This window comes from Desulfobulbus sp., from assembly GCF_030824455.1.
GTDB lineage: Bacteria > Desulfobacterota > Desulfobulbia > Desulfobulbales > Desulfobulbaceae > Desulfobulbus.
In genome coordinates this window covers 13,239-39,213 of sequence record NZ_JAVBXR010000018.1, presented here as the reverse complement: position 1 = coordinate 39,213, position 25,975 = coordinate 13,239, and the positions used below count along the sequence as shown (strand labels likewise).

Genomic DNA, 25,975 nt, shown 5'->3' with positions numbered 1-25,975 from the left:
GATGGAGGTCGGCGCGCTGTTCAAGCACTGGTCGCTGCGGTTGCTCGCTCCGGACCGGATTCTGCAACAGACCTACGAGGCCTTCAAAACCCTGCTGGCCTTTGACGGCAAGTGCCACGAACTGATGGCCGAGTTCGAGTCGCTCTACCACGAGGGGCGGCGCGAAGACTTGGCCCGGACCCGGATTCGCTGCCGGCAACTGACCGAGGCCGTGGCCGGCATGGTGACCGCGCTGGAGCGAATGCGTCCTGGTCAGGCGGGCGTGCTCCGCGACTATCTGCGCAAATACGAATTCTACATCCAGCTTCTGCTGGCCCCGCCCGAGCGTTTCCTCATCCCGCCCTTTGCCGTCGCCCACGACGAGCTGATCGCTTCCTCCCTTGTCGGCAACAAAAGCCAGCGCCTGCTGCAACTCAAACACGCCGCCAAGGCCCAGGTTCCCGAAGGCTTCACCATCACCGCCGTCGCCTTTGACCTGCTGGTTGCCCACAATCAGCTGCGTCCGGCCATTGATCTGCTGCTGGCCGGGATTGATCCCGATTCCGCCGCCGGCATCGATGAGATCGCGCAGGCCCTGACGACTCTGGTGCGGCGCATGGAAATTCCCGAGCCGGTGCGGCAGGCCATCCTTGGCCAATACGATCAACTGGCTGCTTTCAGCCCTGGAGGCGAACCATGGGTGGCGGTGCGTTCCTCGGCCCTCCACGAGGACGGCGTCCACAGCTTTGCCGGTCAGTATCACACGGTGCTCGGCGTCAACCGGGAGGGGTTGCTGGCGGCCTACCTTGAGGTGCTGGCTTCCAAGTATACGCCCCAGGCCCTGCTGTACCGCCTCCACGCCGGACTTGGCGACGAGGAGGCGGCCATGGCGGCGCTGGTGCTGGTGATGGTCGACGCCGTTGCCAGCGGCGTGGTGTACACCCGCGATCCAGCCAGCGAGGACGATGCGTTGCTGGTGCACAGCATTCACGGGTTGGGGTTGCCCCTGGTGGGCGGCGAGGTTGTGCCGGATGTGTTTGTGTTTGCCCCGGAGAGCGCGACGCCCGCCCCCGTCGTTGCCGGGTCGCAGCGGATCCGGCTGGTTCTGCGCCGGGGCGCGCTTAGCGAAGAACCGCTGGCGCAGGACGCGAACACCCTTTCGCTCAGTCTAAAACAGGCCATGCGTCTGGCGGCAATGGCCAGAGGCTTGGAGCTGTTTTTTGAAGGTCCTCAGGATATTGAATGGGCCATGGACGCGGCCGAGAATTTTTATATCTTGCAAGCGCGGCCGTTGCGCCTTGGCCCAAGACAGGCGAGCGGGCCGGTTCCGGAGGCCGTCGCGCCGTCCGCCGATCAATGCGCGCCCCTGCTGGTCGGAGCCAAACGGGCCGCCGGCGGTATTGCCCATGGGATCGTGCAATGTTTTGATCATACGCTGCCCGCCGACCTGCCGACCGGTTCGATTTTGGCGACCCGCCACATCGCCCCGTCCCTGGTCCGCTACATGGACAAATTGGCGGCCGTGATTTGCGAACAGGGTTCGGTAACCGGCCATTTTGCCACGGTCTGCCGGGAATTCGGCGTAGTTCTGCTGGTGGAGGCCGCCCAGGCCTGCAGCCTCCTGTCCCAGGGGATGGAGGTGACTGTCGACGGCTATGCCGGCAAGGTCTATCCCGGAAAAATTCCAAGCCTGCTGGCGGGCGGCCAACAGCGGGAGGCCCACAAAGATTCCGCCTACGCCCGCAGGCTGCGCGCCCTGATGGACCATATCACCCCGCTGCATCTGCTCGATCCGAACTCCTCCGACTTCCGGCCCCAGTCCTGCCGTTCGCTGCACGACATCATCCGCTACGCCCATGAAAAGGCGGTGCAGACCATGTTCGGCCTGGGCGACATTGCCGGCGGCGCCTCCTCCCACTGCCGCAAACTAGCCACCGAACTGCCGCTGGACATCTACCTGCTTGACGTGGGCGGCGCCTTTGCCCAGGACGCCGCAGCCGAGATCGCGCCCGAATTCCTTCACGCCGCGCCCTTTCTTGCCCTCTGGCAGGGGCTCAGCCATCCGCAGATCGATTGGCAAAGTCACCTCCATTTTGATTGGCAGGGATTTGGCGACATGGCCCTCTCCGGCGGCATTGCCTCCGGCGGCTCCAGGGATTTCGCCTCCTATGCGGTGATCAGCCCGGATTATCTCAATCTCAACATGCGCTTTGGCTTCCATTTTACCTTGATTGATTGCCTCGCCGGCACCGACAGCCGGGCCAATCACTGCCAGTTGCGTTTTGCCGGCGGCGGCGGCGACTATCAGGGCCGGTCGGCGCGGATTGTCCTGCTGCACCGGATTCTTGTTCGCCTGGGGTTTGAGGTGAGCGTTCAGGGCGATCTGCTCGACGCCCGGATGATCGGCTGTTCGGCTGCGGAACTCCAGCGCCTGCTGGTTGAGGTGGGCCGCCTGCTGGGCATGACCAAACTGCTTGACATGGTGCTGCGCGAGGAGGACGTCGACTTGCGAGTGCAGCAATTTTTCCAGGGGGCTGATTGGCAAAACACCCCCGCAACCCCTGAGCGTTTATAGCCCATGTACCAACTGCACTGGATTACTGATCATCTCGCCGCCGGCCACGCCCCCATGTCCTATGAGGATCTGGATTCGATCCGCGAGCAGGGGATTGGCGCCATTGTCAACCTCTGCGGCGAGTTCTGTGATCTGCACCAGATTGAGGAAGGCAGCGGCTTTGAGGTCTATTATCTGCCGGTGGTCGACGAGTGCGCCCCGGATTTGGCGGCCATGGAAAAAGCCTTGGACTGGATGGACGAGGCTATCTATCTCGATAAAAAAGTCCTGGTGCACTGCCGCCTGGGGCATGGCCGCACCGGCACCTTCATCGCCGCCTATCTGCTGCGGCGGGGGTTTGATTTTGGGCTTGCGGAAAAGACCATGCAGGACAAAAACGCCAAGCCGGCCACCTATGAACAGCGCCGTTTTTTGAAGAAATACGGCAAACAGGTCGGACCGTTGCAGACCGTGTCGCCCAAGATCGACAACCGGCCGGCGGAGGACGCGTCGCCGCTGCTCCAGGAGTATGAACGCCTGATCGCCCGGTTTGCCGTGCAGTTGGGCGCAGGCGAGGATCAGCCCTGCTGCGGCCGGGGCGCCAACGAGTGCTGCCGGCAGCCCTTTGAGCTGCTGTTGATTGAGAGCATGCATCTCAGCCAGGCGGTTAACCGCCGCCTCAAACAGGAGCAGCGTCAGGCAGTGATTGAACGGGCCTTTGCCCTGGCAGGTCGCCTCAAAGAACTGCACCACCGGCAACCGGGGCTCAGCGCCGAGGCGTTGGTCGGCGCCTTTCCCGAGGAATTCTTGCAGTGTCCGCTCCTGGAGGACGATCACTGTCTGGTGTTTGCCGACCGGCCGCCGCGTTGCCGGTACTGGGGCGCGGGCAACTTTGAGGCGCAACGGCAGACGCTGGTGCAGGCCTTAGCCGATCTGTCGCGGCAGGCCTACCAGTCCCTTACCGGTTGCGCGCCGCCGGCGGACAATCTCTGCTTTTCCTCGGCCGACACCCTTTCCGGCAAGTTCGTGCAGCTCTATTTTCAGGCCATGATCGGCAAAAACGGGTAACATGGCGCCATGAATGCAACCCAACAACCCAAGGTGCTGGTCGTTGACGACGAGCGCGACATGCTCAACCTGCTGGCTAAGGTGTTGGTCAAGAAATGCGGCTGCAGCGTAGCCGTCGCGACCTCGGCCGAGGAGGCGCTGGAAATGGTCCAAGTCGATCCGCCCGACGCCGTGCTCACCGACATCAAGATGCCGGGCATGGACGGGCTGACCTTTCTGCAGCGGATGGGCGCAATCGACCCGGCCGTCACCACCATCCTCATGACCGGTTACGGCACCATCGAAATGGCGGTGCGGGCGTTGAAAGACGGGGCCTACGATTTCATCGAGAAGCCCTTTGACAACGAGCGCATCATTCGCACCATTGGCCGGGCGGTGGAACGGACCCGACTGTTGCGCGAGAATGTGCAACTCCAGAACCGGCTCTGCGACCAGGACCAGTTCCACGGTTTTATCGGTCGCTCCCGTCGGCTGGCCCAGACCGTGGAACTGCTGCGGCGAATTGCGCCCAGCAACGTCACCGTGCTGATCCGGGGCGAGTCCGGCACCGGCAAGGAACTGGCGGCCAAGGCCCTGCACGCCATGAGCCCCCGGGCTGCGCGGCCGATGATCACGGTCAACTGTCCGGCCCTGCCTGAACATATCCTGGAAAGCGAGCTGTTCGGCTACCGCAAGGGGGCCTTCACCGGCGCCGACCGCGACAAAACCGGCCTGTTTGTTGAGGCCGAGGGCTCGACCATCCTGCTCGACGAGGTCGCGGACATTCCGGTGAGCGTGCAGACCAAGCTGCTGCGCGTTCTGCAGGAAAAGGAGGTCCAGCCCCTGGGGCAGAACAAGACCTTCAGCGTCGACGTCCGGGTGATCGCCTCAACCAACCAGGATCTGGAAGCCAGGATCCGGCGGGGCGAATTTCGCGAGGATCTTTTCTATCGCCTCAACGTCATGACCGTTGTCATGCCGAGTTTGTCGTCCATGGCCGGAGACATTCCCCTCCTGGCCCAGCATTTCCTGGATCGGTACAGCCGCGAGCACGGACGCGACAACCTGGAATTCAGCGCCGAGGCCCTGCAGTCGCTGATGCGGCGTCCCTGGCAGGGCAATGTTCGCGAACTGCAGAACGCGGTCAACCGGGGGGTGCTGCTCTGTCGCGGCGCGGTCATTGAGGAAGACGATCTCTGGGACGATCAAGGGGCCTTTGCCGACCCGGAGGACGACGTTGCGGGGCTGGCTTTGGCCGTGAAAGCCGTGGAAGCCGTGAAAGCCATGGAGGGGAAAGAGCCCCTGGAGGTGTATGGCCAACTGCCCTATCGCGAGGCCAAGAACATCGTGCTGCATCGGTTCAACGCCGCCTATCTGGCGGCGGCGCTCAAGGCGGCGGGCGGCAACGTCACTGCGGCGGCACGGACCTGCGGCATGGAGCGGCAGGCCTTTCAGCGCCTGCTGCGTCGCTACAACATGGAGTCGAGGAGTTTCCGCTGATGCCCAACACCCCGGAAAATTACACGCTGGCCCGCAACAAATCCTTTTGCAACTTCTGCCCCGGCTACTGCTGTTATCGCCTGCCCGGCTCCACCCTGTATCTCCACGCCGAAGACATCAACCGGATCGCCCGGCATTTTGGCGTCAGCGACGGCGAGATCCGCAATCGCTACCTGGAGAATAAAAACACCTTCAAAACCAGGGAAGACGGCTCCTGCATCTTGCTGGCCAACGACCGGATGTGCAAACGCTGCACCGTCCATGAGGCCCGGCCCACACAGTGCCGGGAATTTCCCTACAACAACCCCTGCCCGTATCTGGAAAACCCCGGCCTGCTGGAAATGATCCACCCCCGGATTGAACAGGGGCTGGCCGTCGCCGGCGACGAAGGCAGATAACTTCGTCGCTTTTTTCCATTCAGGAGCCCGAGCCTGATCCGGGCTCTCTTGTCGGCGTTGCCGGCGCATCTCTTTTGTTTCTCCTGCAACCTATTTGTTGCACCTGTAGCTGGTTTGGATTGCCGTCACCCGGCGATCTTGTTGGCTGTGATTTCAATATTTCCTTATATCTTCAACTGATAGTTCTTTTTTGTAGCTTTGGCTTATTCTGGCCTGGAGCATGCTTAGGCTCGGGCAGATGGACAAAGTTGCATGGAACCGAACTCCGGAACGGATTGATGAACAACACAATCAACATCGCATTGCTGCTGACGTTGCTGCTGCTCGGCCTGACGCTGCCCGGGGAGGCCCACGCCCTCCAGGTGCACGGCGAACCCGAGGGCTTGTACGTCCATCAGATGGCCCATTTGCACTACATCTTCGCCTTGGGCTATTTCTTTTGGGACATCCGCCGGACCTCCTTTACCGGCCGGGGCTGGCGCTATCTGCAGATGTTCTGCGTGTTGATGGCCTGCTGGAACGCGCTGGCTTTCATGGGTCATCTGGCCGGCGCCTATCTTGACCCAGCGGCACTGTTGCAGACCGAATGCTACCTGCAAACCCGCCTGCTCAGTCCCTTCACCCTCAATAAATACCTGTATTTCGTCACCAAACTTGATCATTTGATTTATGTTCCGGCCCTGTTTTTTCTCTTTCTCGGCCTACGCTCCTTTTATCATTCGGTGGCAAAATCAACGCAGGGGGGCGGGCAATGAACGGCTTCCCCATGTTGCCGACCATTATTGTCGATATTGCCGGTTCGGCCGCCAATATCCTCTTTTCCTTTCTGTCTCTTTGGTACGCGTTTCGCCTCACCCGACTGAAGCCTGAAAATTTTCTTTGGGGCTACCTCTTTTACGTCACCCTGGCCATCACCGCCTTTGCCATTTCCCGGGCCGTTGGCCACATCGCCAAGGAGGCGTTCTATATCGCCGGCAAAGCCGACCTCTGGCAGGCGATTGCGCCGTATTCCGGCGGCGTCAACACCCTGTGCATGATTTCGGTGGCGGCGGTGATGATCTTCTACCACAAAGGCGTGCAGGCCTATGAGGCGATAGAGCAGGAAGCGGCCAAACTCAAACAGTCGAAGATCCGGTTGACCCAGGCCGCCCGCGAACTGAGAGAGCTGAATCTCAGCCTTGAGGACAAGGTGGAAGAACGGACCGCCGAGTTGTCCAAATCGGAGAAGAAATTCCGCCATTTGTTCACCGCGTCCAAAGACATGGTGTTTTTCTCGGACCGCAACCACACCGTCCAGGATATGAACGCCTCGGGTTCGGAAATGCTTGGCTATTCCCGTCATGAAACCTCGCTGCTTACCCTGCCTGACATCTTTCGTCACGAGGGCGACGTGAGCGTCTACGCCAAGATGTTGCAGTTGGACGGCTACATCCGCGACCTGGAATCTGAATTCAAGAAAAAAGACGGGTCCACCATCTACGTGTTGATTTCGGCCACCGCCCTGCACGACGAGCAGGGGCAGATCATCGGTTCCGAGTGCATTGCCAAGGATCTGACCCGGCTCAAGACCATGATGGAGCAGTTGGTTTCCAGCGAAAAAATGGCCACGGTCGGCCAGATGGCGGCTGGCATTGCCCATGAAATCAATACGCCGCTGGGCATCATTTTGGGATACGCCCAGTTGATGATGGACGATTTTGACAAGGATTCAGAGACCTACCAAAATCTGGAGGTGATCGAACGCCAGACCCAGGCCAGCCGTAAAATCGTTGCCGACCTGCTCAAGTATTCCCGTCAGTCGGGCAGCGCGCGGGTGTCGGTTGATCTCAATGAAATCATCGAAGACGCCGTGGCCATCACTGAACACAGCCTCAACCTCAGCCACATCAAGGTGACGCTGGAATTGGCGGCGGATCTGCCGCCGATCATTGGCGACCCGGAGAAGTTGCGGCAGGTGGTGGTCAATCTGATCAACAACGCCCATCACGCCATGGAACAGTGCGAGGAGGGCGGTCAGTTGCTGCTCCGCACCCGCCATGATCGGGCTGCGGGCAAGGTGATCGCCGAAGTCCGCGACACCGGGCACGGCATCCCCGAACATATCAAAGCGAGAATTTTCGATCCCTTTTTCACCACCAAACCGGTGGGCAAGGGCACCGGGCTGGGCCTTTCCGTTTCCTACGGCATTATTCAGGAACACGGCGGAACCATTGAGATAGAGAGCCCTGTGGCCGGGCCGGACAAGACGCTGCTGCAAGGAACCTTGTTCCGGCTGGCGCTGCCCATGGTCGAAGAAACAGCGGCAATTCAAGAATAATCGGCAAAACCCAAGCTGTTAAGGAGGAAAGCATGGCTGAAATACTCACCCTGGACGATGTGCTCGACGCCACCGTTCTCGTTGGCAAAATTCTTAAGAAAAAGGGGCACGTGGTGCACACCTTCACCGAAGAGGACGAGGCCATCGCCTTTGCCCGCCAGCATCCGGTTGATCTGGCGATCCTTGACATCAAGCTGAAAAAAATGAGCGGCATCGAGGTGTTGGCAATTCTTAAGGAAGACAATCCGGCTATGCGGGTCATCATGCTCACCGGCTACCCGACCGTGGAAACCGCCCGGGAGGCCATCAGTCTGGGCGCCGACGAGTACTGCGTCAAACCGATCGACCGCCTTGAGCTGGAAGAAAAGGTCGAAAAGGTCCTGGCGGCGCGGCAGCGATCCTGAACAAATCAGCGAAAACCATGGGCAGCATACAGACAACCGATGATCCGGGCGGCGCAAACGGCGGCCTGTCCCGTGAGCAGCAATTTCTGGCGGTGTTCCAGAAGGTCACCCGCTTGACCTCCCTGGCCCTTGACCACCAGGAGGTGATGGACACCATTGCGCGCGGCCTGCCCGAACTGCTGGCCATCGACGCCTGCACCATCCGCCTGATCGACGCCTCCATCGGTTCGTTTGTTTTGGGCGCGGCCCACGGGGTGTCGCTGGAGTATCTCTCCCGCGACGTGATCGATTCCGAAGACACCATGGCCATGATTCGTTCCGGCTATCCGGTGTTCAGCGACCATGTCGACCAGGATGCGTTTCTGCCCTTTCATGCGGCTGCAAGTCGCGAAGGCGTCAAGAGCGTGCTGACCTTGCCGATTCTCTACCAGGGGGCGCTGATCGGCATTATGCGGCTATTGACTCGAAGCGCGCGCAGTTTTGCCTCCGAGGAGATTTCGTTTGCCATGGCCTTGGCCGAGCAGGTGGGGATCGCCATTTCCCACGGCCGGATGTTCAAGGAAATGGAGGCTCAACTGACCTTTCTCCGCGAGATTCAGGGCATTTCCGCTTTGGTTAACTCCACCCTCGATCTGGACGGCATCCTCAACGCTCTGGTTGAGCGGGCGGCCCTGACCATGCGGGCCAAGGGTTGCACTCTGCGGCTGATCGATCCTGAATCCGGGCATTTGCAGTTGGCGGCGGCCCATGGCGTTTCCAGCCGATACCTGCGGCGCGGCGAGGTCGAAAACGAAGGCGCCATCAAGATGGTGCTTGCCGGCGAACCGGTGGCCGTCTACGACGTCAGCCACGATCAGCGCATCGACTATCACCAGGAGATGGCGGACGAGGGCATTGTTTCGCTTTTGGCGGTTCCGATCAAGGTCAACCGTGAGGTGATTGGGGTGATGCGCATCCTTACCGACGCGCCCCGGGTGTTTGCCGACGCCGAGGTCCGCTTTTTGGTCACCCTGGCCGAGGTTGGCGGCACAGCCATCCGCAATGGGCGCAACTATCGCCGCATCAACCTGTTGCTGGAAGAGATCAGGGTGCATGAAACCTTCCTGGGGAACATCATCAACAGCCTGCGGCATCAGGTGCTGGTCCTGGATTGCAACCGGCGGGTGGTGCTGGCCAATAAGGTGTATCTCGACGCCGCAGGTAAAAAGGCGGACGAGGTGGTTGGCATGGAGTACCAAGATTTGTGTCGATCCGCGGACTGCGCCTGCCCGGTCGATCAGGTTTTGGAGGGTGTGGAGATGCGGCCCTTTGTCCAGGAATTCCGGTCTGCCGACCAGTCTCAGTGGTTTGAACGCACGGCCTCGCCAGTTTTTGATGCTGATGGCCAAGTGGAGTACGTGGTTGAAATTATTCGTGACATCACCAGCGAGCACATGCTGGAGGCGGAAAAAATCCAGAGCGGCAAGCTGCAGGGCATCGTCGAGTTGGCCGGCGCCGTGGCCCATGAAATCAACAGTCCGCTCTTTGCGGCCTTGGGCACGGCGGAACTGCTGATTGAAGACTGTCAGCAGCCGGAACTGCGCGAGGAGTTGGCGGTGATCATCCGCAATCTGAGGCAGATTGGCGAGTTGACCCGGAAGATGACCGCGATGACCGGATACACCAGCCGGGAGTACGTGGGGGAAAGAAAAATAGTGTCGTTTACCCAAGACGCCAAGGACTGCCGTTGACGGCGTAAAGAGGAGGTGCGAAGCGCGGAAAAAGGGGGAGCAACCCGTTGCCGGCGCAGGATAAATCGCCAGGAGCGATTTTGCCTGATGGGAACGGGAACAAACAATTGCGTGTAAACAGTGCGCCCGATGCCGACGACCGGCCTCGGACGGACCGAATTGAATACAATCATAGGAGATTGAGCATGAAAAAGAAGGCAGGAATGATGCCATGGCTTTTTGCGGCAATGGTGGTGCTTTTGGGAGTCAACACCGCGAACAGCGAGGAGACGGGCGCGCAGGCTCCACCGCAGGCGGCTGCAGCCGTGGCCGCGCCGACCATCGTCCTTGACAAGGCCGAACTCAACAACGGCGGCTCCATCAAAGTGAGCGGCCAGGCCCCCGCCGGCAAGCCGGTGTTCCTTGAGGTTTGGGCCGAGGATCACACTGTGCGCGCCAACCGTTTTGACAGCGAGGTTGACAAGGAAACCGGCAAGCGCCCCTATGTCTTCTACATCACCCAGGACATGCCGGCCTATTACAAAACCTTTGTGCCCAAGGAACTGCAGCCAAAGATTGACGAGGCCAAGAAGAAAGGCAAAAAATGGAGTTATTCTGAACTGCTCAAAGATCTGGGCGCCGACGTTGCCTATACCGTCCCTGCAAAAGCCAAGATTGAGCGCTATCAGTCGACCTTGATGGCCAGCGTTGTCGGCAGTCGCGGCACGCTGCTCGACGCCATGGACGACAAAGAAAACAAAAAGCGTTCCATGCAATTAGTGAAGGCCCGTTTCCAGAGCATCGACAAGGTGGTGGCCGCAGCCGTTGACGTCAAACCGGACGGTTCCTATACCGCTGACATCAAAATTCGCGAAGGACTGGCGCCAGGCAAATACACGATTGTGGCCGTTGTTGACAAAAAGGTGAAGAGCGAGCCTGCCACCTTTGACAACAAAATTGCCTTCCCTCTGGTCTATCTGGAGAACGCGGGCACCAGCCTCAACATTTTCTATCCGTTTTTCCTCTCCCTGGGTGTTGCCATCTTCGGCGTGCTCATGGGCGCGGGCGGCGGTTTCATCATGAACCCACTGCTTCTGGCCCTGTTCCCGGCCCTGCCGCACACCATCGTCGCCGGCACGGTTACCCCGACGGTGCTTTTTTCCCAGGGCAGCGGCATCTATAACTACTCGAAGATCAAATTCATCAATTGGAAACTTGGTTGCGGCATTGGTTGCGCCATGCTCCTGGGCGGCTTTATCGGCCCCAAACTAACCGAGATGATCACCCTGGATCAGTTTAAATTCGCCTTTGGCTGGATTCTGCTCATCCTCGCCGCCTTGATGCTCTGGCAGACAACCCCTGGCTATTTGGCCAAGAACAAGAAGGAGCAATCCATTCTCAAAGAGTTCAAAAAACGCGCCGAAGAAACAGCCAAAGGCAAAAATTAAGGGATCATTCGAGGAGGAATCCGTTATGAAAATAGAATTTTGGGGACAGGAATTTCAGGTAAACATGGTGGTTGGCTGCATCGGCGGTTTTCTCATCGCCATCATGTCTTCGATGTTTGGCTTTGGCGGCGGCCCCTTTATGGTGCCGCTGATGACCGTGGCCTTGCGTCTGCCGATGTACCTGGTGGTCGGCAGCTCGCTTTTGGCCATCTTTTTCAACACCTCGGTCAGCACCATGCGCCACTATCAGTTTGGCAACTTTGATCTGTACTTCTTTCTGGCCATGTTTCCGGCTGCGATCCTCGGCGGCTATATTGCGCCGCAGATCGCCAAACGGGTCAGTCCGCTGGTCGTCAAGCGGATTGCTTGCCTTGGTTTGGTGTTGCTGGCCCTGAACCTGCTGGGCGTGTATTGATCTGATGCGCCATAACGTGCGGAACAACTCCTGTTGAACTGCGCAAAAAGGCGGCATGTCCTTCACGAGGAAGAAAGGTCAGGACGGCATTGCCGTTCTGACCTTTTTGTTTGCCAAGATGCAAAACATTGCAGTGGCGGGCGCGTGTTGCCTGCAGGTTCTCTGCTGTTTTTTTTCGGACGTTGTGCTTGTTTCCCTCATTGCAAGGAAATGCGGCTGGCTTTTGCGATAGGACTGAGGCGTAACTATGGCAAGGAGGGCGCCCTGAATGAGGAAAAGCGTCACGTCGCCAGCGATTGCGGCCGGATTGGCTTGATGCGGTCGAAATGGATTGTGATCCAGGAAGGATCGGGGAGGATCGGCAAAAGCATTGGCGAAATCGCCGACCAGAGGCTGTCTTCACCGACGACACCCGCCAACCGCGCGAGAACTGTTTACAGGTCGGGGCGGACGGGTTTATCGTTAAGAGTGCTTAATTCCCTGAAATCATAAATATGGTTGTTGGTCTAGTTCGCTCGTGAGCCTTGTCGATTCTGCGGGCGACCAATGCCGGATCGGGTTACAAAAGAGAATTACCACTTGCGATAATCCCAGGAGGATGCGATACTAAGATCAAATTTATTTGAAATTTACCAACGCTTGGGGTTGAAAATGACGATTGCCGCACCATCAATGTTCAACCCAGAGAAACGCAAGCATGTCCGGGTGCGTTTTACCCGTGACGTCCGAGTGTTTGCCACCGGGAAAGCCTGCGGTCAGTTCTCAGTAAAAAATCTCAGTTTAGGCGGTCTACTTATTGAAGGCCCCCTTGACGTGCCCGTTGGCGGAGATTGTCGGCTGGAAATCCATGAAACTGGGCGGCGTTCCAGTTTGATTTTGAATTTTTGCGGAAAAATTCTCAGAAACGAGGGAAACGGCGTTGGCATACGGTTTACCGGCATGGAGGAGGACAGTTTCATGTTTCTCCAGACCATGGTCCTCTACTCTGCCGATGATCCTATCGAAGTGGCTGAGTGTTTTCTTGATGATTTTGCGCCCGACGCAGCATCCATTTGTTAATCTGATCCAATTTATAATGAGAAGTTCAAGCCGGCCGGCCTATGGTTTGAGCTTCTTTTTTTCTGTCGCGGGGCCATGTCTGGGCTTCGAAAATTGGCCGACGAACCTTACATGAATCAAACTGAACAGAAACCCGTATCGTTGCTTCGAATTGTCGGCGGGATAGGCGATTCTGCGCTTTATATCCTAACCGATCTTGGCAGGATGGGGATTTTTCTCTTCTTTTCCCTGATTGGACTGTTTAAGCAGCCTTTCCGCTTTAAGGAATTTGTCAAACAACTGGCGTTCATTGGCGCCGGATCGCTCACCGTTATTTTTTTTACCGCCCTTTCTTCCGGGATGGTGCTTGGTCTCCAGGGCTACTATTCCCTGCATAAATTTGGCGCCGAAGGCATGTTGGGCTCGGCGGTTTCTCTCACGCTGATCATGGAGTTGGGCCCGGTGCTGACTGCGTTGATGGTGGCCGGACGGGCTGGATCGGCGATGTGCGCCGAGATTGGCATCATGCGAATTTCCGAACAGATCGACGCCCTTGAATGCATGGCGATCGACCCCTTCCGATATTTCATCTCTCCCAAATTTCTTGCCGCTTTGATCTCGGTTCCGTTGCTGACTGCCGTGTTTGACGTGGTGGGCATCATGGGCGGGTATCTGGCCGGAGTCAAACTGATGGGGGTCAACGGCGGCTCCTTTTTTGCCGGCATGGAGCAGAGCGTCACCAGTCACGACGTTCGTTTGGGAGTGATCAAATCGGTTGTTTTTGCCGTGCTCCTGGTGTGGATCTGCACTGGCCGCGGCTACTTTGTGCAAAAAATTCGCGGCGCCGGGTTTGGCGCCGAGAGCGTGAGCAAGGTGACGACCCAGGCCGTGGTGCTGTCGTCGATTTCAGTGCTGATTTTTGATTATCTGTTGACGGCGGTGCTGTTGTGAGCGACGAGACGACTGTGTCCGGGGAGTCGGCCATCCAGTTTGTCGAGGTCTGTAAATCGTTCGGTGAACGAAGCAAGCGTCATCTGGTGCTTGATCGAGTCTCTTTTTCCGCGCCTCGCGGCAAGACAACGGTCATCGCCGGCGGCAGCGGGCAGGGAAAGAGCGTGATTTTAAAATTGATCCTTGGTCTGTTGCGCCCGGATTCCGGCGAGGTGCTGATCGGTGGGAACAACATATCGAGCATGGGCTACAAGGCCTTGCAGGCCCAGAGGACGTTGTTTGGCGTTTTGTTCCAGGGCTCGGCGCTGTTTGATTCCCTGACCGTGTTTGAAAACATTGCCCTGCCGCTTCGCGAGCGCACCAAACTGACCGCCGAAGAAATTCGCAGCCGGGTGGCGGCAACCCTTGAACAATTGGAATTAACCGGACATGAGGATAAGTTTCCCGCCCAACTGAGCGGGGGCATGAAGAAACGAGTCGGCCTCGCCAGAGCCTTGCAGTTGGAGCCGGAAATTGTCCTGTTTGATGAACCCACCACAGGGCTTGATCCGGTGATGACCAGGGAAATCTACGAGTTGTTTGTTCAAACCCAAAAACGACTTGGATATACGGCGGTCATTGTCAGCCACGATATTCCGCAAATTTTTACCCTTGCCGATCAGATCATTCTATTGAACAAAGGGGAGTTGGACGTTTTCACTGATGCGTCCCAAATTCCATTTTCTACCAAACCCAATATTCGCGAATTTGCCCGTTTGGTCATGGGGCAGCAGACCGCTTAAAGGGGCAGGAGAGAGACAATGACCAATTCACGCGTGGAAATACTCGTTGGTTTTTTTCTGATCATCGGTTTTCTGGCGCTCGCCTGGCTTGCGCTGCAACTCGGCGAAGTGCCGTGGTTGACCGGGGCAAAAACCTATACGCTCAACGCCGAATTCAACAACATTTCTGGAATAAAATCCGGAGCGGATGTCCAAATATCCGGCGTGACCGTGGGCAAAGTGCGGCAACTCCGGCTGAACAAGGAGAATCAGGCTGTGGTCAGTATGCAACTTGACCTCGGCGTGGCCATACCGGTGGATTCAGTTGCCTCTGTCAAATCCCAGGGCATTATCGGCGACAAATATATCCAAATCACTCTGGGGGGGGATGAAACTGTGTATAAGGCCGGGGAAGCTGTTGTGGATACTGAGTCCGCTGTTGATCTAGAATCCCTTATTTCAAAATTCGCCTTTGGTCAGGTGAGCAAATAGAACGGGGCAGTGCATGCATCTAAGACGTCTTCATCCGTTATTGCTGGAAATCAGTCTGTCGATCGCCGTCTCCTTGGCCGTGTTTGCGGGACATGCCGCAGCTGATGATTTTTTAAACGACGAAAGTTACGAGGACAAAGTCTCGACGGACGTTCCCGACCCGATTGAACCTGTGAACCGGGCGGTGTTTACCTTCAACGACAAGGTGTACACGTGGGTGTTGGACCCTGTGGCCACGGGGTACAGCAAGGTGCTGCCCGCGGACATTCGAGGGTGTATAGGTAATTTTTTCTATAACCTCGGTGAACCTGTTCGCTCGGCCAACTGTTTGTTGCAGGGGAGATTCCGCGATTCGGGACTGGCGCTGTCCCGTTTTGCGCTCAACAGCATCTGTGGAGTTTTTGGTTTGGCCGATACCGCTTCGCACGAGTTCGGCATTGCGCCAGTCAAAGCGACGCTTGGGGAAACGTTTTCGGTGTGGGGGATAGGCGATGGGTTTTACCTGGTGGCCCCGTTGCTGGGGCCGTCTACTCTGCGAGATTTTACCGGTTCCGTAGTTGACTCCTATGCTATGGCTGCCTATTATCCATGGGGCAGCGACGAGGTCAGCCCGGTGGTTCCCTTTGGGGTCAACACTGTCAATCGCACCTCGTTGCATCTCGGCGAATATGAAGACCTGAAATCTATGAGTTTTGACCCGTACGTGGCGTTTCGCAACGGTTACTTTCAGATGCGAAGCAAGTCGCGCAATCACTCTCAACCCAACAACCAACAGTAAGGCGATAACCCGGTGGCGACACCGGGGCAACGGTGTGGCATGCAGCGCAAAAATCTAATATTTGGCGGACTTTTTTTTCTTTTATCACTCTTCTTCAGCTTGTCGGCGATGCCGGCGACGGCTTCGACTCCCCCTGATCCCATCGAACAGTTCCAGCCTTTTTTGGACAAGGTCACGGCTTTGCTTGCGGATCCCGCTCTGAAAGCGCTTCCCAAGAAGGAGCAATGCCAGCGAGTGATCAATGTTGTTCGGGAACGGTTTGATTTTCGCGAAATGAGCAAGCGCGTCTTGGGCCAGCAATGGCGCAACCTCAGCGACCAGGAGCAAGATCAATTTGAGCGCCTGTTTACGCAATTGTTGCAATACGCCTATGTTGGAAAAATTGATGACTACTCCGGGCAAAAGGTTGAGTTCACCCAGAAGCGAATCAAAGGCGAGCGGGCGGAGGTTCAAACCTTGCTGGTTGACAAAGATCGATCCATACCTGTTTCCTACATCCTTGTGCTCCGGGGCGATCAGTGGATGGCCTACGATGTTGTGGTTGAGGGGGTAAGTCTGGTGCGGAACTACATGGAGCAATTCAAAGAGATTTTGCAAAAGGAAGAGTACGCAGGATTGATTCAACAAATACAAAGCAAAATCAGTCAGTTTGAGCAGCAGCACAAGCAGTCTTGAGTGTTCGTAGGCAAGACCGCTTTTCTTTTCCGGAAGATTTTTCCCGACTTCGATTTCATTTTCTGTTCTTTTTCCTTGGCGAAGTCTTTTTTTTTATGTATAATTTTCCGTTTCACCGGAAAATGGTAGTCGCGTAATCCGTGAGGGGCACACGTAATGCAGATCAGGTTCGACGAAATCTCCCCACAGGGCAGTCGTTACGAGATTAAAGGGGGAGAGGTCCTCGCGGATCAACAAGATTTTGTGGTGAGAGCCCCCCTGGACGCCCAGTGCGCTCTCAGTCGCAAGGGAGACGCTAAGGTCGCGCTGACGGGGCGTCTGCAAGTCGCCTTGTCGCTTGTTTGTGACCGTTGTCTTGGTCAGTATGATGTTGATCTGGAGAGTGATTTTCAGGTTCTGTTTGAGGTCGAATCTGCGGAGTCCTGGCGGGTTAAGGATTTGGACGCCAGAATTGCCGATCTCGACAGCGAGATGCTTGATGAGCCGGTTATTGATCTTGACGATGTGGTGCGACAACAAGTATATCTTGCGCTCCCTATGAAAAATTTGTGCTCGGAGGCGTGCAAAGGCGTGTGTTCCCAATGCGGAACGAATCTAAATGTTGCAGCCTGCGATTGCGTCGAAGAGAGAAAGGCGTTGCCTTTTGCGGCCCTTGCGCGGTTAAAAAAATAGCGTTATTGAAATAATAATCCAAAAGCACGTAATCTCGGATGGTTGCCGGGGTATGAGCTGCGGATGTAATGGAGGACACAATGGCTTTACCGAAAAGAAGGCACTCGTATTCACGGACAAGACAACGGCGGGCTCATGATTTTCTCACCAAGCCCAATGTCGGGAAGTGCCCTGAGTGCGGCGAGCCGAAAATGCCGCATCAGCTTTGCGGCGGGTGCGGCATGTATAAGGGCCGAAACGTCATCCGTCTCGAGGAAGAACTGAGTTAATAGGCACTGCTGTGAGAATAGCCCTTGACGCCATGGGTGGCGACCGGGGGTCAGAGATGGCGATTCAAGGTGCGCTTGCTGCGGTATGCGACAGGAGAGATCTTCATGTCATCTTGGTTGGCCCCCGCACCCTTTTAGAGCAGCAACTCGCTGAACATGCCCGCAGTTCCGGCGATGCGTTGAGCCGCATTTCCGTGCATCACGCCTCTGAGGTCATCACCATGGATGATTCGCCGGTTGACGCCGTGCGAAGGAAGAAAGAGTCGACGATTATGGTCGGCTTTGACCTAGTGAAGAACGGCGAGGCGGATGCGGTTGTTTCCGCCGGCAATTCCGGGGCGACCATGGCTGCGGCAATCAGGAAGTTGGGCCGTCTGCCCGGTGTTTCCCGTCCCGGTATTGCTAGTTTTTTTCCAACGTTGAAAAAGCCCGTCATGCTGATGGACATCGGCGCAAATGTTGATTGCCGTCCCCAGCATCTGTATCAGTTCGCCGTCATGGCCTCTTCGTGCTCGCAACTTTTGCTCAACCATGACCGGCCGCGGATTGGACTGCTCAGCAACGGCGCAGAAACCGGCAAAGGGAATGCGTTGGTTAAAGAAACTTACGAATTGCTGAAGCAGAGCCCCTTGCATTTTATCGGCAATGTTGAAGGTCGTGACGTCTACCGGGGCGACGTCGATGTTGTTGTTTGTGATGGTTTTGTCGGCAATATTTCCCTGAAGATCAGTGAAGGGCTTGCTGAGGCGGCCATGCAGATGCTGAAGCGGGAAATTATGAAAACGTGGCGCGCCAAGCTCGGATATCTTTTGATCCGCGACGCCTTAGCAGGATTTAAAAAGCAGGTGGATTACGCTGAATACGGCGGGGCTCCCTTGCTCGGCATTGACGGGACCGGCATCATTTGTCACGGCGCCTCCAATGCCGTCGCCATTCGCAACGCCATTGAGGTTGCCGCCAACATGGTCCGCAATCGGATCAATGAAGCCATCGTTCAAGCCTTGGGCGAATACGCCGCTTGAAAAAAGCAGGATGTTCATGAATAAAGCAGTTATTTTAGGGACCGGTTCCTGTCTTCCGGAACGGGTAGTGACCAATGCCGACCTTGAGAAAATGGTCGACACCACGGACGAGTGGATTACCTCCAGGACCGGAATTAGCAGCAGGCACATTGCCGGCGAGAACGAGCAGAATTACCAATTGGCGACCAAAGCGGCCCGCCGGGCGCTGGCGGTCACAGGCATAGACGCCCAGGAGTTGGATCTGATTATTGTCGCGACCATTTCGTCGCACATGATCATGCCGTCCACCGCGTGCTTTGTCCAGGCTGAGTTAGGCGCGGTGAACGCGTTCGCCTACGACATTAACGCCGCCTGCGCTGGTTTCACCTATGGGCTTGACCTCGCGAGCAACTACATTCAAAACCGACCGGATATGAAAATCCTGTTGATCGGCGCTGAAACGCTCTCGGCTCGGGTCAATTGGGAAGATCGGAACACCTGCGTACTGTTTGGCGATGGCGCGGGAGCCGTGGTGCTGAGCGGATCGAAGGACGGCAGGGGCGTTTTTGGCAGCAGTTTGCACGCCGACGGCAAGCTGTGGAACCTGCTGTGTATGGACAGTCCGGAAAGCTTGAATCCGGAATTACGGCATGATGCATGGCAGGGCACCCATATTCGCATGAGCGGCAGCGACATTTTCAAGCACGCTGTTCGCATGATGGAAGACTCGGTCACCGGGTTGTTGCGAAAACACGACCTTTCCATCGCCGACATTGGTCTGATGATTCCGCATCAGGCTAATATTCGCATTCTTAGCAACCTGCGCGACAGGTTGGGAGTGCCCGAGGAAAAAGTATTTATCAATCTCGGCAAACGCGGCAATACTTCTGCGGCCAGCATCCCGATCGCCTTGGACGAAGCGCACAGGCAGGGACGATTGGTGCGTGGAGACATTGTATTATTGTGTACCTTTGGCGGCGGTCTCACTTGGGGCTCGCTGCTGTTGCGTTGGTAAGACGTTAAGGAGAGGATTTGTGGATTATTTTTTCACTGAACAACAACAGATGATCATCGATACCGCCCGGGAGATCACCAACGAGAAAATTATCCCGGTTCGCGCCGAACTTGATGAAAAGAATCAATTCCCCCGCGAAATTCTTCAGGACATCGCTAAAGCTGATCTGTTCAGCATTTTTGTCCCAGAGGAATATGGCGGGTTTGGCGGCGGTTGCTATGAGATTGTGCTGGCCTTGGAGGAACTGGCGCGTGGGTGCGTTGGGGTGGCGACCAGTTTTGCCGCCAGCGCTCTGGGGATTTTCCCCGTACTGGTTGCCGGAACCCCCGAGCAAAAGCAAAAGTACATGCCCGACATTGCCAGCGGCGCGCGTTGGGCGGCCTTTGGACTCACTGAAGCCAACGCCGGCAGCGACGCCTCGGGCATCCGCACCACCGCAATTTTGGACGGCGACGAATGGGTTTTAAACGGCACCAAGCAGTGGATTACCAATGGCGGCGAATCGCAGATTTATACAATCGTCGCCCTTACTGATCCCGCCAAGGGGGCGCGTGGGGCTTCGATATTTATCGTTGAAGACGGCGATCCCGGATTTTCCTACGGCAAAAAGGAGGATAAAATGGGCATCCGCTCTTCCTCCACCCGAGAGCTGATTCTTAAAGATTGCCGCATCCCCCAGGATCGAATGGTGGGCAAAAAAGGCACCGGCTTCATCACCGTGATGAAAACGCTCGACATGTCCCGCCCTGGCATTGCCTCCTTGGGCATCGGTCTGGCGCAGGCCGCCTTGGATGAAGCGGTGACCTACGCCAAACAGCGGGTTCAATTTGGCAAGCCGATTATCTCTTTCCAGGCCGTGCAGCACATCCTGGCGGACATGGCAATCCAACTTGAAGCCGGCCGCGCCCTGGTGTATGCCGCCGCCCGCCACATCGACAGCAATCCCAAGAATATGTCCAAAGCATCTTCCATGTGCAAGGTTTTTGCCACAGACATGGCGATGAAAGTGACCACCGACGCGGTGCAGGTGCTAGGCGGATACGGTTACATGAAAGAGTACCCGGTGGAAAAGATGATGCGGGACGCCAAGATCCTGCAGATCTATGAAGGCACCAACCAAATCCAGCGCAACGTCATTGGCCAGGAACTCAATAAAGAATACTCCTGAGAGATTTTCGGCACATGAATATAATTGTTTGCGTCAAACAGGTTCCGGACGCCAAGGATGTCCGCCTTGATCCCAAAACCAACACCTTGGCTCGGGAAGGGGTGGAGTCGATCATGAACCCCTACGACCGTCACGCCTTGGAAGAGGCGGTTGCCATCAAGGAACAACTCGGCGGCGTGGTGACGGTGCTCACCATGGGCCCGCCGCAGGCCGAGGCTGTTTTGCGCGAAGCCATTGCCTGCGGCGCCGACGAGGGCGTTCTGGTCTCTGATCGGGCTTTTGCCGGGGCCGACACCTGGGCGACTTCCTACACGCTTGCCAAGGCAGTGCAAACCATCGGCGCTTTTGATCTTATTCTCTGCGGCAAGCAGGCCATTGACGGCGACACGGCTCAGGTCGGGCCTGGTTTGGCCTGTCGCTTGCGTCTGCCGTTTGCCGCCTGTGTGCAGAAAACCCGCGCTGTAACCGCTGAGGCTATCGAGGTGGAGCGCATGATGGACGACGGTTTTGATGTCCTTCGTCTGCCGTTGCCTGCCTTAATGACTGTCGTCAAGGACGTCAATGAGCCGCGGGTCGCCTCCTTGAAGGGAAAAATGAAGGCCAAAAAGGCGGAGATTAAACGATTTTCCGCCGCCGACATTGGCGCTGATCCCCAATGTATCGGCCTGGCAGGCTCGCCGACTCAGGTCGTCCGGGTGTTTTCGCCGGAACCTCGCGGAGACCGCAAGGTTTTTACCGGAAACGTCGCGGAACAGGTCGACCAGTTGGTTGAGTGCCTCAAGGCGCATCTGTAAAGCTCTTTCTCTCTCCCCCGATCAACCTGGTTTTTTTCTATGCTGATTATTGATAGCGACAAGTGTACGGCCTGTGGCGTTTGCGAGACAAGTTGCGCCTTCGGGGCCATCAGTGTTCCGTCTGATTGCGCCGTTGTCAACGATTCCTGCACCTTGTGCGGCGCTTGTGTGGAAAATTGCCCGGCCGACGCCTTGCGCATCGATGTTGCCGAACGCCGCGCCTCCGTTAACATTGGCGAGTATGCGGGGGTCATGGTGTTTGCCGAATATCGTCACGGCAAGGTCGCCCCGGTGAGCTATGAACTGCTCGGTATTGGCCGAAAACTTGCCGACCAACGCGGAGTCAAGCTCAGCGCCGTACTTCCTGGCGGATCTGTGGCGGCCTATGCCGACGATCTGATTGCGGCCGGCGCGGATACTGTTTTTCTGGCGGAACATCCAATTTTTGAACAATTCCGGGAAGACGTTTACGCTGGCATTCTGGAACAGGTGATCCGCGATCAGCAACCCGAGGTGGTGCTTGCCGGCGCCACCGCCATTGGCCGCTCCGTCATTCCCTACGTAGCCACCGCCATTGACGCGGGACTGACCGCTGATTGCACGCGATTGGAAATTCGGGAAGCGGACGGCATGCTGCTGCAAACGCGCCCAGCCTTTGGCGGCAACATCATGGCGACTATTGAATGCCCCCACACCCGACCGCAAATGGCGACCGTCCGGCCTAAAGTCATGGCTCCCGCCATACCGGATCTCTCCCGCGTCGGCCAAGTAGTGCCGGTCCAGATACCGCCGCACTTGCTGCAGTCGCAGATTGAAGTGCTTGAGACCGTGGTCAACACCGAGGATCAAGTCAACATTCAGGAAGTGGAAACGCTGGTTGCCGGGGGCCGCGGTCTGGATTCGCCCAAGGGCTTTCAGTTGATTCGGGATCTGGCCAACGAGCTTGGCGGCGCAGTTGCCGCCTCCCGCGCTGCGGTCGACTCCGGATGGATACCGTATCCGCATCAGGTCGGCCAGACTGGAAAAACCGTCAGTCCCAAGTTGTACATTGCCTGCGGCATTTCGGGAGCCGTTCAGCATGCGGTCGGCATGCAGTCTTCAGAAATTGTCGTGGCCATCAATCGCGACAAGAATGCGCCCATCTTTGACATCGCCACCTACGGCGTGGTTGGCGATCTGTACGAGGTGGTGCCGCAATTGATCAAACGGTTACAGGAGATCAAAAAATGAGGCTGGAGAATTTGGTTGCGCTTGTCACCGGCGGCAGTCGAGGCATTGGCCGGGCCATTTGCGTGAAATTGGCTTCATTGGGCGCTGTGGTGGGGATCAATTACGTCTCCAACCCTGCCGCGGCCGAGGAAACCCTGCAACAGATCACAGCCGTCGGCGGTACAGGCTTTACCGTCCGATTTGACGTGGCCGACGCTGAAGCGGTTCAGGAAAGCATCAAAGAAATTATTGCGACCCATGGTCAGGTCGACATTCTGGTCAACAATGCAGGCATCACCCGCGACGGTCTGATGGCGCGAATGAAGGAAGACGATTGGGACAGCGTGCTTGACACCAATTTGAAAGGGGCGTTTCTCTGCAGCAAGGCGGTGATGCGCGCGATGATGAAAAAACGGTGGGGCCGCATCATTAACGTCTCCTCCGTCGTCGGTTTTGTCGGCAACGGCGGGCAAGTCAATTACGGAGCTGCCAAAGCAGGTCTGACCGGTTTAACCAAATCCATGGCAAGGGAGTTGGCGGGACGGAACATCACCGTTAACTGCGTGGCGCCGGGCTATATCGTCACCGATATGACCGACGACCTTGCTGAAGATGTCCAGGAGGCCCTCAAGGCGCAGATTCCGCTCGGCGTTTTGGGAACGCCTGAAGATGTGGCCGCCTCGGTGGGATTCCTGGCTTCAACTGACAGTAATTACATTACGGGTCAGACCCTGCACGTCAATGGCGGCATGTACATGGGCCATTGACAAGGGGTGTCCGAGTAACTACATATTCGGGCATTGTTTTTTTACAGAATAACTAACTACAGGACTAATTTGAGGAGAATAAACAATGGCTGTTGAAGATAAAATGATCGACATCATCGTCGAGCAACTGAGTGTTGATCGTGACAAGGTGGTTTCCGGCGCTTCTTTTGTTGATGATCTCGGCGCGGATTCTTTGGATCTGGTTGAGCTGATCATGGCAATGGAAGAGGAATTCGACGTCGAAATTCCCGATGAAGAGGCGGAGAAAATCGTCACTGTGCAGAACGCCATCGATTTTGTCGCCAAGATTCAAGGCTAAGACAAGGTAGGTCAGTGTGAAACGACGGGTCGTTGTAACAGGGATAGGCTTGGTCACGCCGCTAGGCATTGGCACCGAACAGACGTGGAGCGCCTTGCTTAACGGACAAAGCGGGGTGGGACCGATTACTCGCTTTGACGCCTCTGATCAAGCCTCGCAAATCGCCGCCGAGGTGAAGGGATTTAATCCTGAAGATTGGTTCGAGAAAAAGCAGGCAAAAAATCTCGACGCTTTTGTGCAGTATGCGGTGGCCGCAGCTGATATTGCCTGGAAAAACAGCGGCCTGTCGATCACCGACGACAATGTCAACCGGGTTGGGGTCATCACCGGGTGTGGCATGGGCGGTTTGCCCACTATTGAAGAATATCACGGTGTCCTGATGAATAAGGGGCCGAGGAAGATCACCCCGTTTTTTATTCCTCGGGTCATTCCCAATATGCCCTCCGGGCACATTTCGATGCGCATCGGTTGCAAGGGCCCTAACCTGACCCAGACAACCGCCTGCGCCGCAGGAACCCACGCAGTGGGCGAGGCGTTTCGCCACATTGTCTACGGCGATTGCGACGTGGCGATCACCGGCGGCGCGGAATCGGTCATCTGTCCGCTTGCCGTCGGCGGCTTCAGCGCCATGAAGGCCCTTTCGACCCGCAACGACGATCCGGCCACCGCTTCACGCCCCTTTGACAGGGATCGGGACGGGTTTGTTATTTCGGAAGGCGCCGGCATACTGGTGCTGGAGGAGTTGGAGTCGGCGAAACGCCGCGGCGCGGTTATTTACGCGGAGGTTGTCGGGTACGGTCAAAGCAGCGACGCCTATCACATTGCCGCCCCCCCGGAAGACGGCGAAGGAGCGGCTCGTTGCATGGCGGCCGCTTTGCGCGACGCGGGAATGAATCCTGAGGATATTGATTACATCAATGCCCACGGCACTTCCACCCCGCTCAACGACAAGTGTGAAACCCAGGCGATTAAAACCGTTTTTGGCGCCCATGCCTATAAACTGGCCGTTAGTTCCACCAAATCGATGACTGGCCACATGTTGGGAGCGGCCGGCGGCATCGAGGCGGCCTTTTCCGCCCTGACCCTGCACCACGGCATTATTCCGCCCACTGCCAATTTACAGACGCCGGATCCGGACTGCGATCTGGATTATGTGCCTCTGGTGGCCCGCGAGAGTCGACCCAATACCGCCATGTCCAACTCTTTTGGCTTTGGCGGCACCAATGGGGTTGTTATTTTCAAGCGCTACGCCTAATCTTGTCGCCGAGGAAAGACGATGAACATTGCCATGGGCTGTGATCACGGCGGATTCGCCTTGAAACAGGAGATACTCCAATTGCTTGCCGAAGGCGGACATCAAATTAACGATGTCGGCTGCGATTCGGAAGCGTCGGTCGATTATCCTGATTTTGCTGACAAGGTGTGTGCCGCGATACAGGAGGGCCGTTCGTCCTGTGGGATTCTCATCTGCGGCACAGGCATAGGTATGTCGATTGCCGCCAATCGGCACCGCCATATTCGCGCTGCCTTGTGCCATGAAAGCCTGACCGCCAGATTGAGCCGGGAGCACAACGATTCCAATGTTCTCTGCCTGGGGGCACGGGTGCTGGGCGTCGCCATTGCCTTGGATGTCGTCCGGGCGTGGCTTGCAACCGATTTTGCCGGAGGCCGCCATCTGCGAAGGATCAGCATGATGGGGTGATCGTTTTCCCCTCGGCTTTACATACCCAAACCGGCACGCTTTTCTGTAAAGCTGCCGGTTTTTTTTATGGTGAACAACTCTTTCTCATGTTTATGAAAATAAGGCTGGGTGCGTCATGAAATGTCCCTATTGCGGCCATTTGGATAGCCGGGTGATTGATTCGCGGATCAACAAAGACAAGACCATCACCAGGCGGCGCCGGGAATGCGACGCCTGTCAGCGCCGGTTCACCACCTATGAGCGGATTGAATTGATGCTGCCGATGCTGATCAAAAAGGACGGCCGGCGTGAGGCGTGGGATCGCGGCAAGATTGTGGCTGGTTTGGAAAAGGCCTGCGAGAAACTGGCGGTGAGCATGACCGAGATTGACGCCTTTGTTGACGGCATTGAGCAGAAGTTGCAGGATTACGGCAGCAAGGAGATTCCCACCAGCCAGATCGGCGAATGGGTGATGGAAGCGTTGCCGGCGCTTGACGAGGTGGCCTATGTACGCTTTGCCTCGGTGTATCGCCAGTTTAAGGACGTCAATGAATTCATGGACGAGTTGAAGAGTTTTTTGGGCGAACGGGGCAAACACTGAGAGTGAGGGGCGC

The 25,975-nt window shown here is 56.8% G+C and carries 28 protein-coding genes; all 28 read left to right on the top strand.

Going from position 1 to position 25,975, the window contains the following annotated elements; translation table 11 throughout:
* Position 1: 1 nt before the first annotated feature.
* The gene (locus RCH93_RS03175; protein ID WP_306546865.1) at positions 2-2,554 is read left to right on the top strand and encodes a PEP/pyruvate-binding domain-containing protein; all 2,553 of its coding nucleotides are present in this window, start codon (positions 2-4) and stop codon (positions 2,552-2,554) included.
* A 3-nt stretch (positions 2,555-2,557) separates the two neighbouring features.
* Positions 2,558-3,601 (top strand): dual specificity protein phosphatase family protein, encoded by a 1,044-nt coding sequence (locus RCH93_RS03170; protein ID WP_306546864.1) that lies wholly within the window; start codon positions 2,558-2,560, stop codon positions 3,599-3,601.
* Between the two features lie 9 nt (positions 3,602-3,610).
* Positions 3,611-5,080 carry a sigma-54 dependent transcriptional regulator gene (locus tag RCH93_RS03165; RefSeq protein WP_306546863.1) on the top strand — a complete coding sequence of 490 codons (1,470 nt, stop codon included), beginning with the start codon at positions 3,611-3,613 and terminating at the stop codon, positions 5,078-5,080.
* The gene (locus RCH93_RS03160) at positions 5,080-5,478 is read left to right on the top strand and encodes a YkgJ family cysteine cluster protein (protein ID WP_306546862.1); all 399 of its coding nucleotides are present in this window, start codon (positions 5,080-5,082) and stop codon (positions 5,476-5,478) included. The genes RCH93_RS03165 and RCH93_RS03160 overlap by 1 nt, the downstream gene beginning before the upstream one ends.
* Positions 5,479-5,756: 278 nt before the next feature.
* Positions 5,757-6,233 (top strand): hypothetical protein, encoded by a 477-nt coding sequence (locus RCH93_RS03155; protein ID WP_306546861.1) that lies wholly within the window; start codon positions 5,757-5,759, stop codon positions 6,231-6,233.
* Positions 6,230-7,795, top strand: a complete 1,566-nt coding sequence (locus RCH93_RS03150; protein WP_306546860.1) for a nitrogen regulation protein NR(II) — start codon at positions 6,230-6,232, stop codon at positions 7,793-7,795. The genes RCH93_RS03155 and RCH93_RS03150 overlap by 4 nt, the downstream gene beginning before the upstream one ends.
* A 32-nt stretch (positions 7,796-7,827) precedes the next feature.
* Positions 7,828-8,199, top strand: coding sequence for a response regulator (locus tag RCH93_RS03145; RefSeq protein WP_306546859.1), 372 nt, complete (start codon positions 7,828-7,830; stop codon positions 8,197-8,199).
* Between the two features lie 17 nt (positions 8,200-8,216).
* Positions 8,217-9,929, top strand: a complete 1,713-nt coding sequence (locus RCH93_RS03140) for a GAF domain-containing protein (RefSeq protein WP_306546858.1) — start codon at positions 8,217-8,219, stop codon at positions 9,927-9,929.
* 185 nt (positions 9,930-10,114) lie between these two features.
* Entirely contained in the window at positions 10,115-11,356 is a 1,242-nt protein-coding gene (locus RCH93_RS03135; RefSeq protein WP_306546857.1) for a sulfite exporter TauE/SafE family protein, read from the top strand.
* Between the two features lie 25 nt (positions 11,357-11,381).
* Complete coding sequence (locus RCH93_RS03130) at positions 11,382-11,771, top strand: sulfite exporter TauE/SafE family protein (protein WP_306546856.1); 390 nt, start codon at positions 11,382-11,384, stop codon at positions 11,769-11,771.
* 651 nt (positions 11,772-12,422) lie between these two features.
* Complete coding sequence (locus tag RCH93_RS03125; RefSeq protein WP_306546855.1) at positions 12,423-12,830, top strand: PilZ domain-containing protein; 408 nt, start codon at positions 12,423-12,425, stop codon at positions 12,828-12,830.
* A gap of 111 nt (positions 12,831-12,941) precedes the next feature.
* Positions 12,942-13,760, top strand: a complete 819-nt coding sequence (locus RCH93_RS03120) for an ABC transporter permease (protein ID WP_306546854.1) — start codon at positions 12,942-12,944, stop codon at positions 13,758-13,760.
* On the top strand, positions 13,757-14,542 hold the full coding sequence (locus RCH93_RS03115; protein WP_306546853.1) for an ABC transporter ATP-binding protein: 786 nt from the start codon (positions 13,757-13,759) through the stop codon (positions 14,540-14,542). The genes RCH93_RS03120 and RCH93_RS03115 overlap by 4 nt, the downstream gene beginning before the upstream one ends.
* Positions 14,543-14,560: 18 nt before the next feature.
* Positions 14,561-15,013, top strand: coding sequence for an outer membrane lipid asymmetry maintenance protein MlaD (mlaD, locus tag RCH93_RS03110; RefSeq protein ID WP_306546852.1), 453 nt, complete (start codon positions 14,561-14,563; stop codon positions 15,011-15,013).
* 13 nt (positions 15,014-15,026) lie between these two features.
* Positions 15,027-15,791 carry a VacJ family lipoprotein gene (locus RCH93_RS03105; RefSeq protein ID WP_306546851.1) on the top strand — a complete coding sequence of 255 codons (765 nt, stop codon included), beginning with the start codon at positions 15,027-15,029 and terminating at the stop codon, positions 15,789-15,791.
* Positions 15,792-15,830: 39 nt separating this feature from the next.
* On the top strand, positions 15,831-16,466 hold the full coding sequence (locus tag RCH93_RS17880) for a phospholipid-binding protein MlaC (RefSeq protein ID WP_373693249.1): 636 nt from the start codon (positions 15,831-15,833) through the stop codon (positions 16,464-16,466).
* 156 nt (positions 16,467-16,622) lie between these two features.
* On the top strand, positions 16,623-17,138 hold the full coding sequence (locus RCH93_RS03095) for a DUF177 domain-containing protein (RefSeq protein ID WP_306546849.1): 516 nt from the start codon (positions 16,623-16,625) through the stop codon (positions 17,136-17,138).
* 80 nt (positions 17,139-17,218) lie between these two features.
* Positions 17,219-17,407: a 50S ribosomal protein L32 gene (gene rpmF, locus RCH93_RS03090; protein ID WP_373693248.1), complete on the top strand. Its 189-nt coding sequence runs from the start codon at positions 17,219-17,221 to the stop codon at positions 17,405-17,407.
* Positions 17,408-17,418: 11 nt separating this feature from the next.
* The gene (gene plsX, locus RCH93_RS03085; RefSeq protein WP_373693247.1) at positions 17,419-18,429 is read left to right on the top strand and encodes a phosphate acyltransferase PlsX; all 1,011 of its coding nucleotides are present in this window, start codon (positions 17,419-17,421) and stop codon (positions 18,427-18,429) included.
* A gap of 16 nt (positions 18,430-18,445) precedes the next feature.
* The gene (locus RCH93_RS03080) at positions 18,446-19,423 is read left to right on the top strand and encodes a beta-ketoacyl-ACP synthase III (protein WP_373693251.1); all 978 of its coding nucleotides are present in this window, start codon (positions 18,446-18,448) and stop codon (positions 19,421-19,423) included.
* 19 nt (positions 19,424-19,442) lie between these two features.
* Complete coding sequence (locus tag RCH93_RS03075; RefSeq protein WP_306546845.1) at positions 19,443-20,591, top strand: acyl-CoA dehydrogenase family protein; 1,149 nt, start codon at positions 19,443-19,445, stop codon at positions 20,589-20,591.
* Positions 20,592-20,605: 14 nt separating this feature from the next.
* Positions 20,606-21,385, top strand: coding sequence for an electron transfer flavoprotein subunit beta/FixA family protein (locus RCH93_RS03070; protein ID WP_306546844.1), 780 nt, complete (start codon positions 20,606-20,608; stop codon positions 21,383-21,385).
* A gap of 39 nt (positions 21,386-21,424) precedes the next feature.
* Positions 21,425-22,615 carry an electron transfer flavoprotein subunit alpha gene (locus RCH93_RS03065; protein WP_306546843.1) on the top strand — a complete coding sequence of 397 codons (1,191 nt, stop codon included), beginning with the start codon at positions 21,425-21,427 and terminating at the stop codon, positions 22,613-22,615.
* Complete coding sequence (gene fabG / locus RCH93_RS03060) at positions 22,612-23,361, top strand: 3-oxoacyl-ACP reductase FabG (protein ID WP_306546842.1); 750 nt, start codon at positions 22,612-22,614, stop codon at positions 23,359-23,361. Before RCH93_RS03065 ends, fabG begins: the two co-directional genes overlap by 4 nt.
* An 85-nt stretch (positions 23,362-23,446) precedes the next feature.
* Positions 23,447-23,680, top strand: a complete 234-nt coding sequence (acpP, locus tag RCH93_RS03055; protein WP_306546841.1) for an acyl carrier protein — start codon at positions 23,447-23,449, stop codon at positions 23,678-23,680.
* A gap of 16 nt (positions 23,681-23,696) precedes the next feature.
* Complete coding sequence (fabF, locus tag RCH93_RS03050; protein ID WP_306546840.1) at positions 23,697-24,935, top strand: beta-ketoacyl-ACP synthase II; 1,239 nt, start codon at positions 23,697-23,699, stop codon at positions 24,933-24,935.
* Between the two features lie 21 nt (positions 24,936-24,956).
* Positions 24,957-25,382, top strand: coding sequence for a ribose 5-phosphate isomerase B (gene rpiB, locus RCH93_RS03045; protein WP_306546839.1), 426 nt, complete (start codon positions 24,957-24,959; stop codon positions 25,380-25,382).
* Between the two features lie 115 nt (positions 25,383-25,497).
* On the top strand, positions 25,498-25,962 hold the full coding sequence (nrdR, locus tag RCH93_RS03040; RefSeq protein WP_306546838.1) for a transcriptional regulator NrdR: 465 nt from the start codon (positions 25,498-25,500) through the stop codon (positions 25,960-25,962).
* The last annotated feature ends 13 nt before the right edge of the window (positions 25,963-25,975 follow it).

Excerpts from the sequence above, each read along its gene's own strand:
- RCH93_RS03175 (WP_306546865.1), top strand. The coding sequence starts at position 2 with ATGGAGGTCGGCGCGCTGTTCAAGCACTGGTCGCTGCGGTTGCTCGCT.
- RCH93_RS03170 (WP_306546864.1), top strand. The coding sequence starts at position 2,558 with ATGTACCAACTGCACTGGATTACTGATCATCTCGCCGCCGGCCACGCC.
- RCH93_RS03165 (WP_306546863.1), top strand. The coding sequence starts at position 3,611 with ATGAATGCAACCCAACAACCCAAGGTGCTGGTCGTTGACGACGAGCGC.
- RCH93_RS03160 (WP_306546862.1), top strand. The coding sequence starts at position 5,080 with ATGCCCAACACCCCGGAAAATTACACGCTGGCCCGCAACAAATCCTTT.
- RCH93_RS03155 (WP_306546861.1), top strand. The coding sequence starts at position 5,757 with ATGAACAACACAATCAACATCGCATTGCTGCTGACGTTGCTGCTGCTC.
- RCH93_RS03150 (WP_306546860.1), top strand. The coding sequence starts at position 6,230 with ATGAACGGCTTCCCCATGTTGCCGACCATTATTGTCGATATTGCCGGT.
- RCH93_RS03145 (WP_306546859.1), top strand. The coding sequence starts at position 7,828 with ATGGCTGAAATACTCACCCTGGACGATGTGCTCGACGCCACCGTTCTC.
- RCH93_RS03140 (WP_306546858.1), top strand. The coding sequence starts at position 8,217 with ATGGGCAGCATACAGACAACCGATGATCCGGGCGGCGCAAACGGCGGC.
- RCH93_RS03135 (WP_306546857.1), top strand. The coding sequence starts at position 10,115 with ATGAAAAAGAAGGCAGGAATGATGCCATGGCTTTTTGCGGCAATGGTG.
- RCH93_RS03130 (WP_306546856.1), top strand. The coding sequence starts at position 11,382 with ATGAAAATAGAATTTTGGGGACAGGAATTTCAGGTAAACATGGTGGTT.
- RCH93_RS03125 (WP_306546855.1), top strand. The coding sequence starts at position 12,423 with ATGACGATTGCCGCACCATCAATGTTCAACCCAGAGAAACGCAAGCAT.
- RCH93_RS03120 (WP_306546854.1), top strand. The coding sequence starts at position 12,942 with ATGAATCAAACTGAACAGAAACCCGTATCGTTGCTTCGAATTGTCGGC.
- mlaD (WP_306546852.1), top strand. The coding sequence starts at position 14,561 with ATGACCAATTCACGCGTGGAAATACTCGTTGGTTTTTTTCTGATCATC.
- RCH93_RS03105 (WP_306546851.1), top strand. The coding sequence starts at position 15,027 with ATGCATCTAAGACGTCTTCATCCGTTATTGCTGGAAATCAGTCTGTCG.
- RCH93_RS17880 (WP_373693249.1), top strand. The coding sequence starts at position 15,831 with ATGCAGCGCAAAAATCTAATATTTGGCGGACTTTTTTTTCTTTTATCA.
- RCH93_RS03095 (WP_306546849.1), top strand. The coding sequence starts at position 16,623 with ATGCAGATCAGGTTCGACGAAATCTCCCCACAGGGCAGTCGTTACGAG.
- rpmF (WP_373693248.1), top strand. The coding sequence starts at position 17,219 with ATGGCTTTACCGAAAAGAAGGCACTCGTATTCACGGACAAGACAACGG.
- RCH93_RS03080 (WP_373693251.1), top strand. The coding sequence starts at position 18,446 with ATGAATAAAGCAGTTATTTTAGGGACCGGTTCCTGTCTTCCGGAACGG.
- RCH93_RS03070 (WP_306546844.1), top strand. The coding sequence starts at position 20,606 with ATGAATATAATTGTTTGCGTCAAACAGGTTCCGGACGCCAAGGATGTC.
- RCH93_RS03065 (WP_306546843.1), top strand. The coding sequence starts at position 21,425 with ATGCTGATTATTGATAGCGACAAGTGTACGGCCTGTGGCGTTTGCGAG.
- fabG (WP_306546842.1), top strand. The coding sequence starts at position 22,612 with ATGAGGCTGGAGAATTTGGTTGCGCTTGTCACCGGCGGCAGTCGAGGC.
- acpP (WP_306546841.1), top strand. The coding sequence starts at position 23,447 with ATGGCTGTTGAAGATAAAATGATCGACATCATCGTCGAGCAACTGAGT.
- rpiB (WP_306546839.1), top strand. The coding sequence starts at position 24,957 with ATGAACATTGCCATGGGCTGTGATCACGGCGGATTCGCCTTGAAACAG.
- nrdR (WP_306546838.1), top strand. The coding sequence starts at position 25,498 with ATGAAATGTCCCTATTGCGGCCATTTGGATAGCCGGGTGATTGATTCG.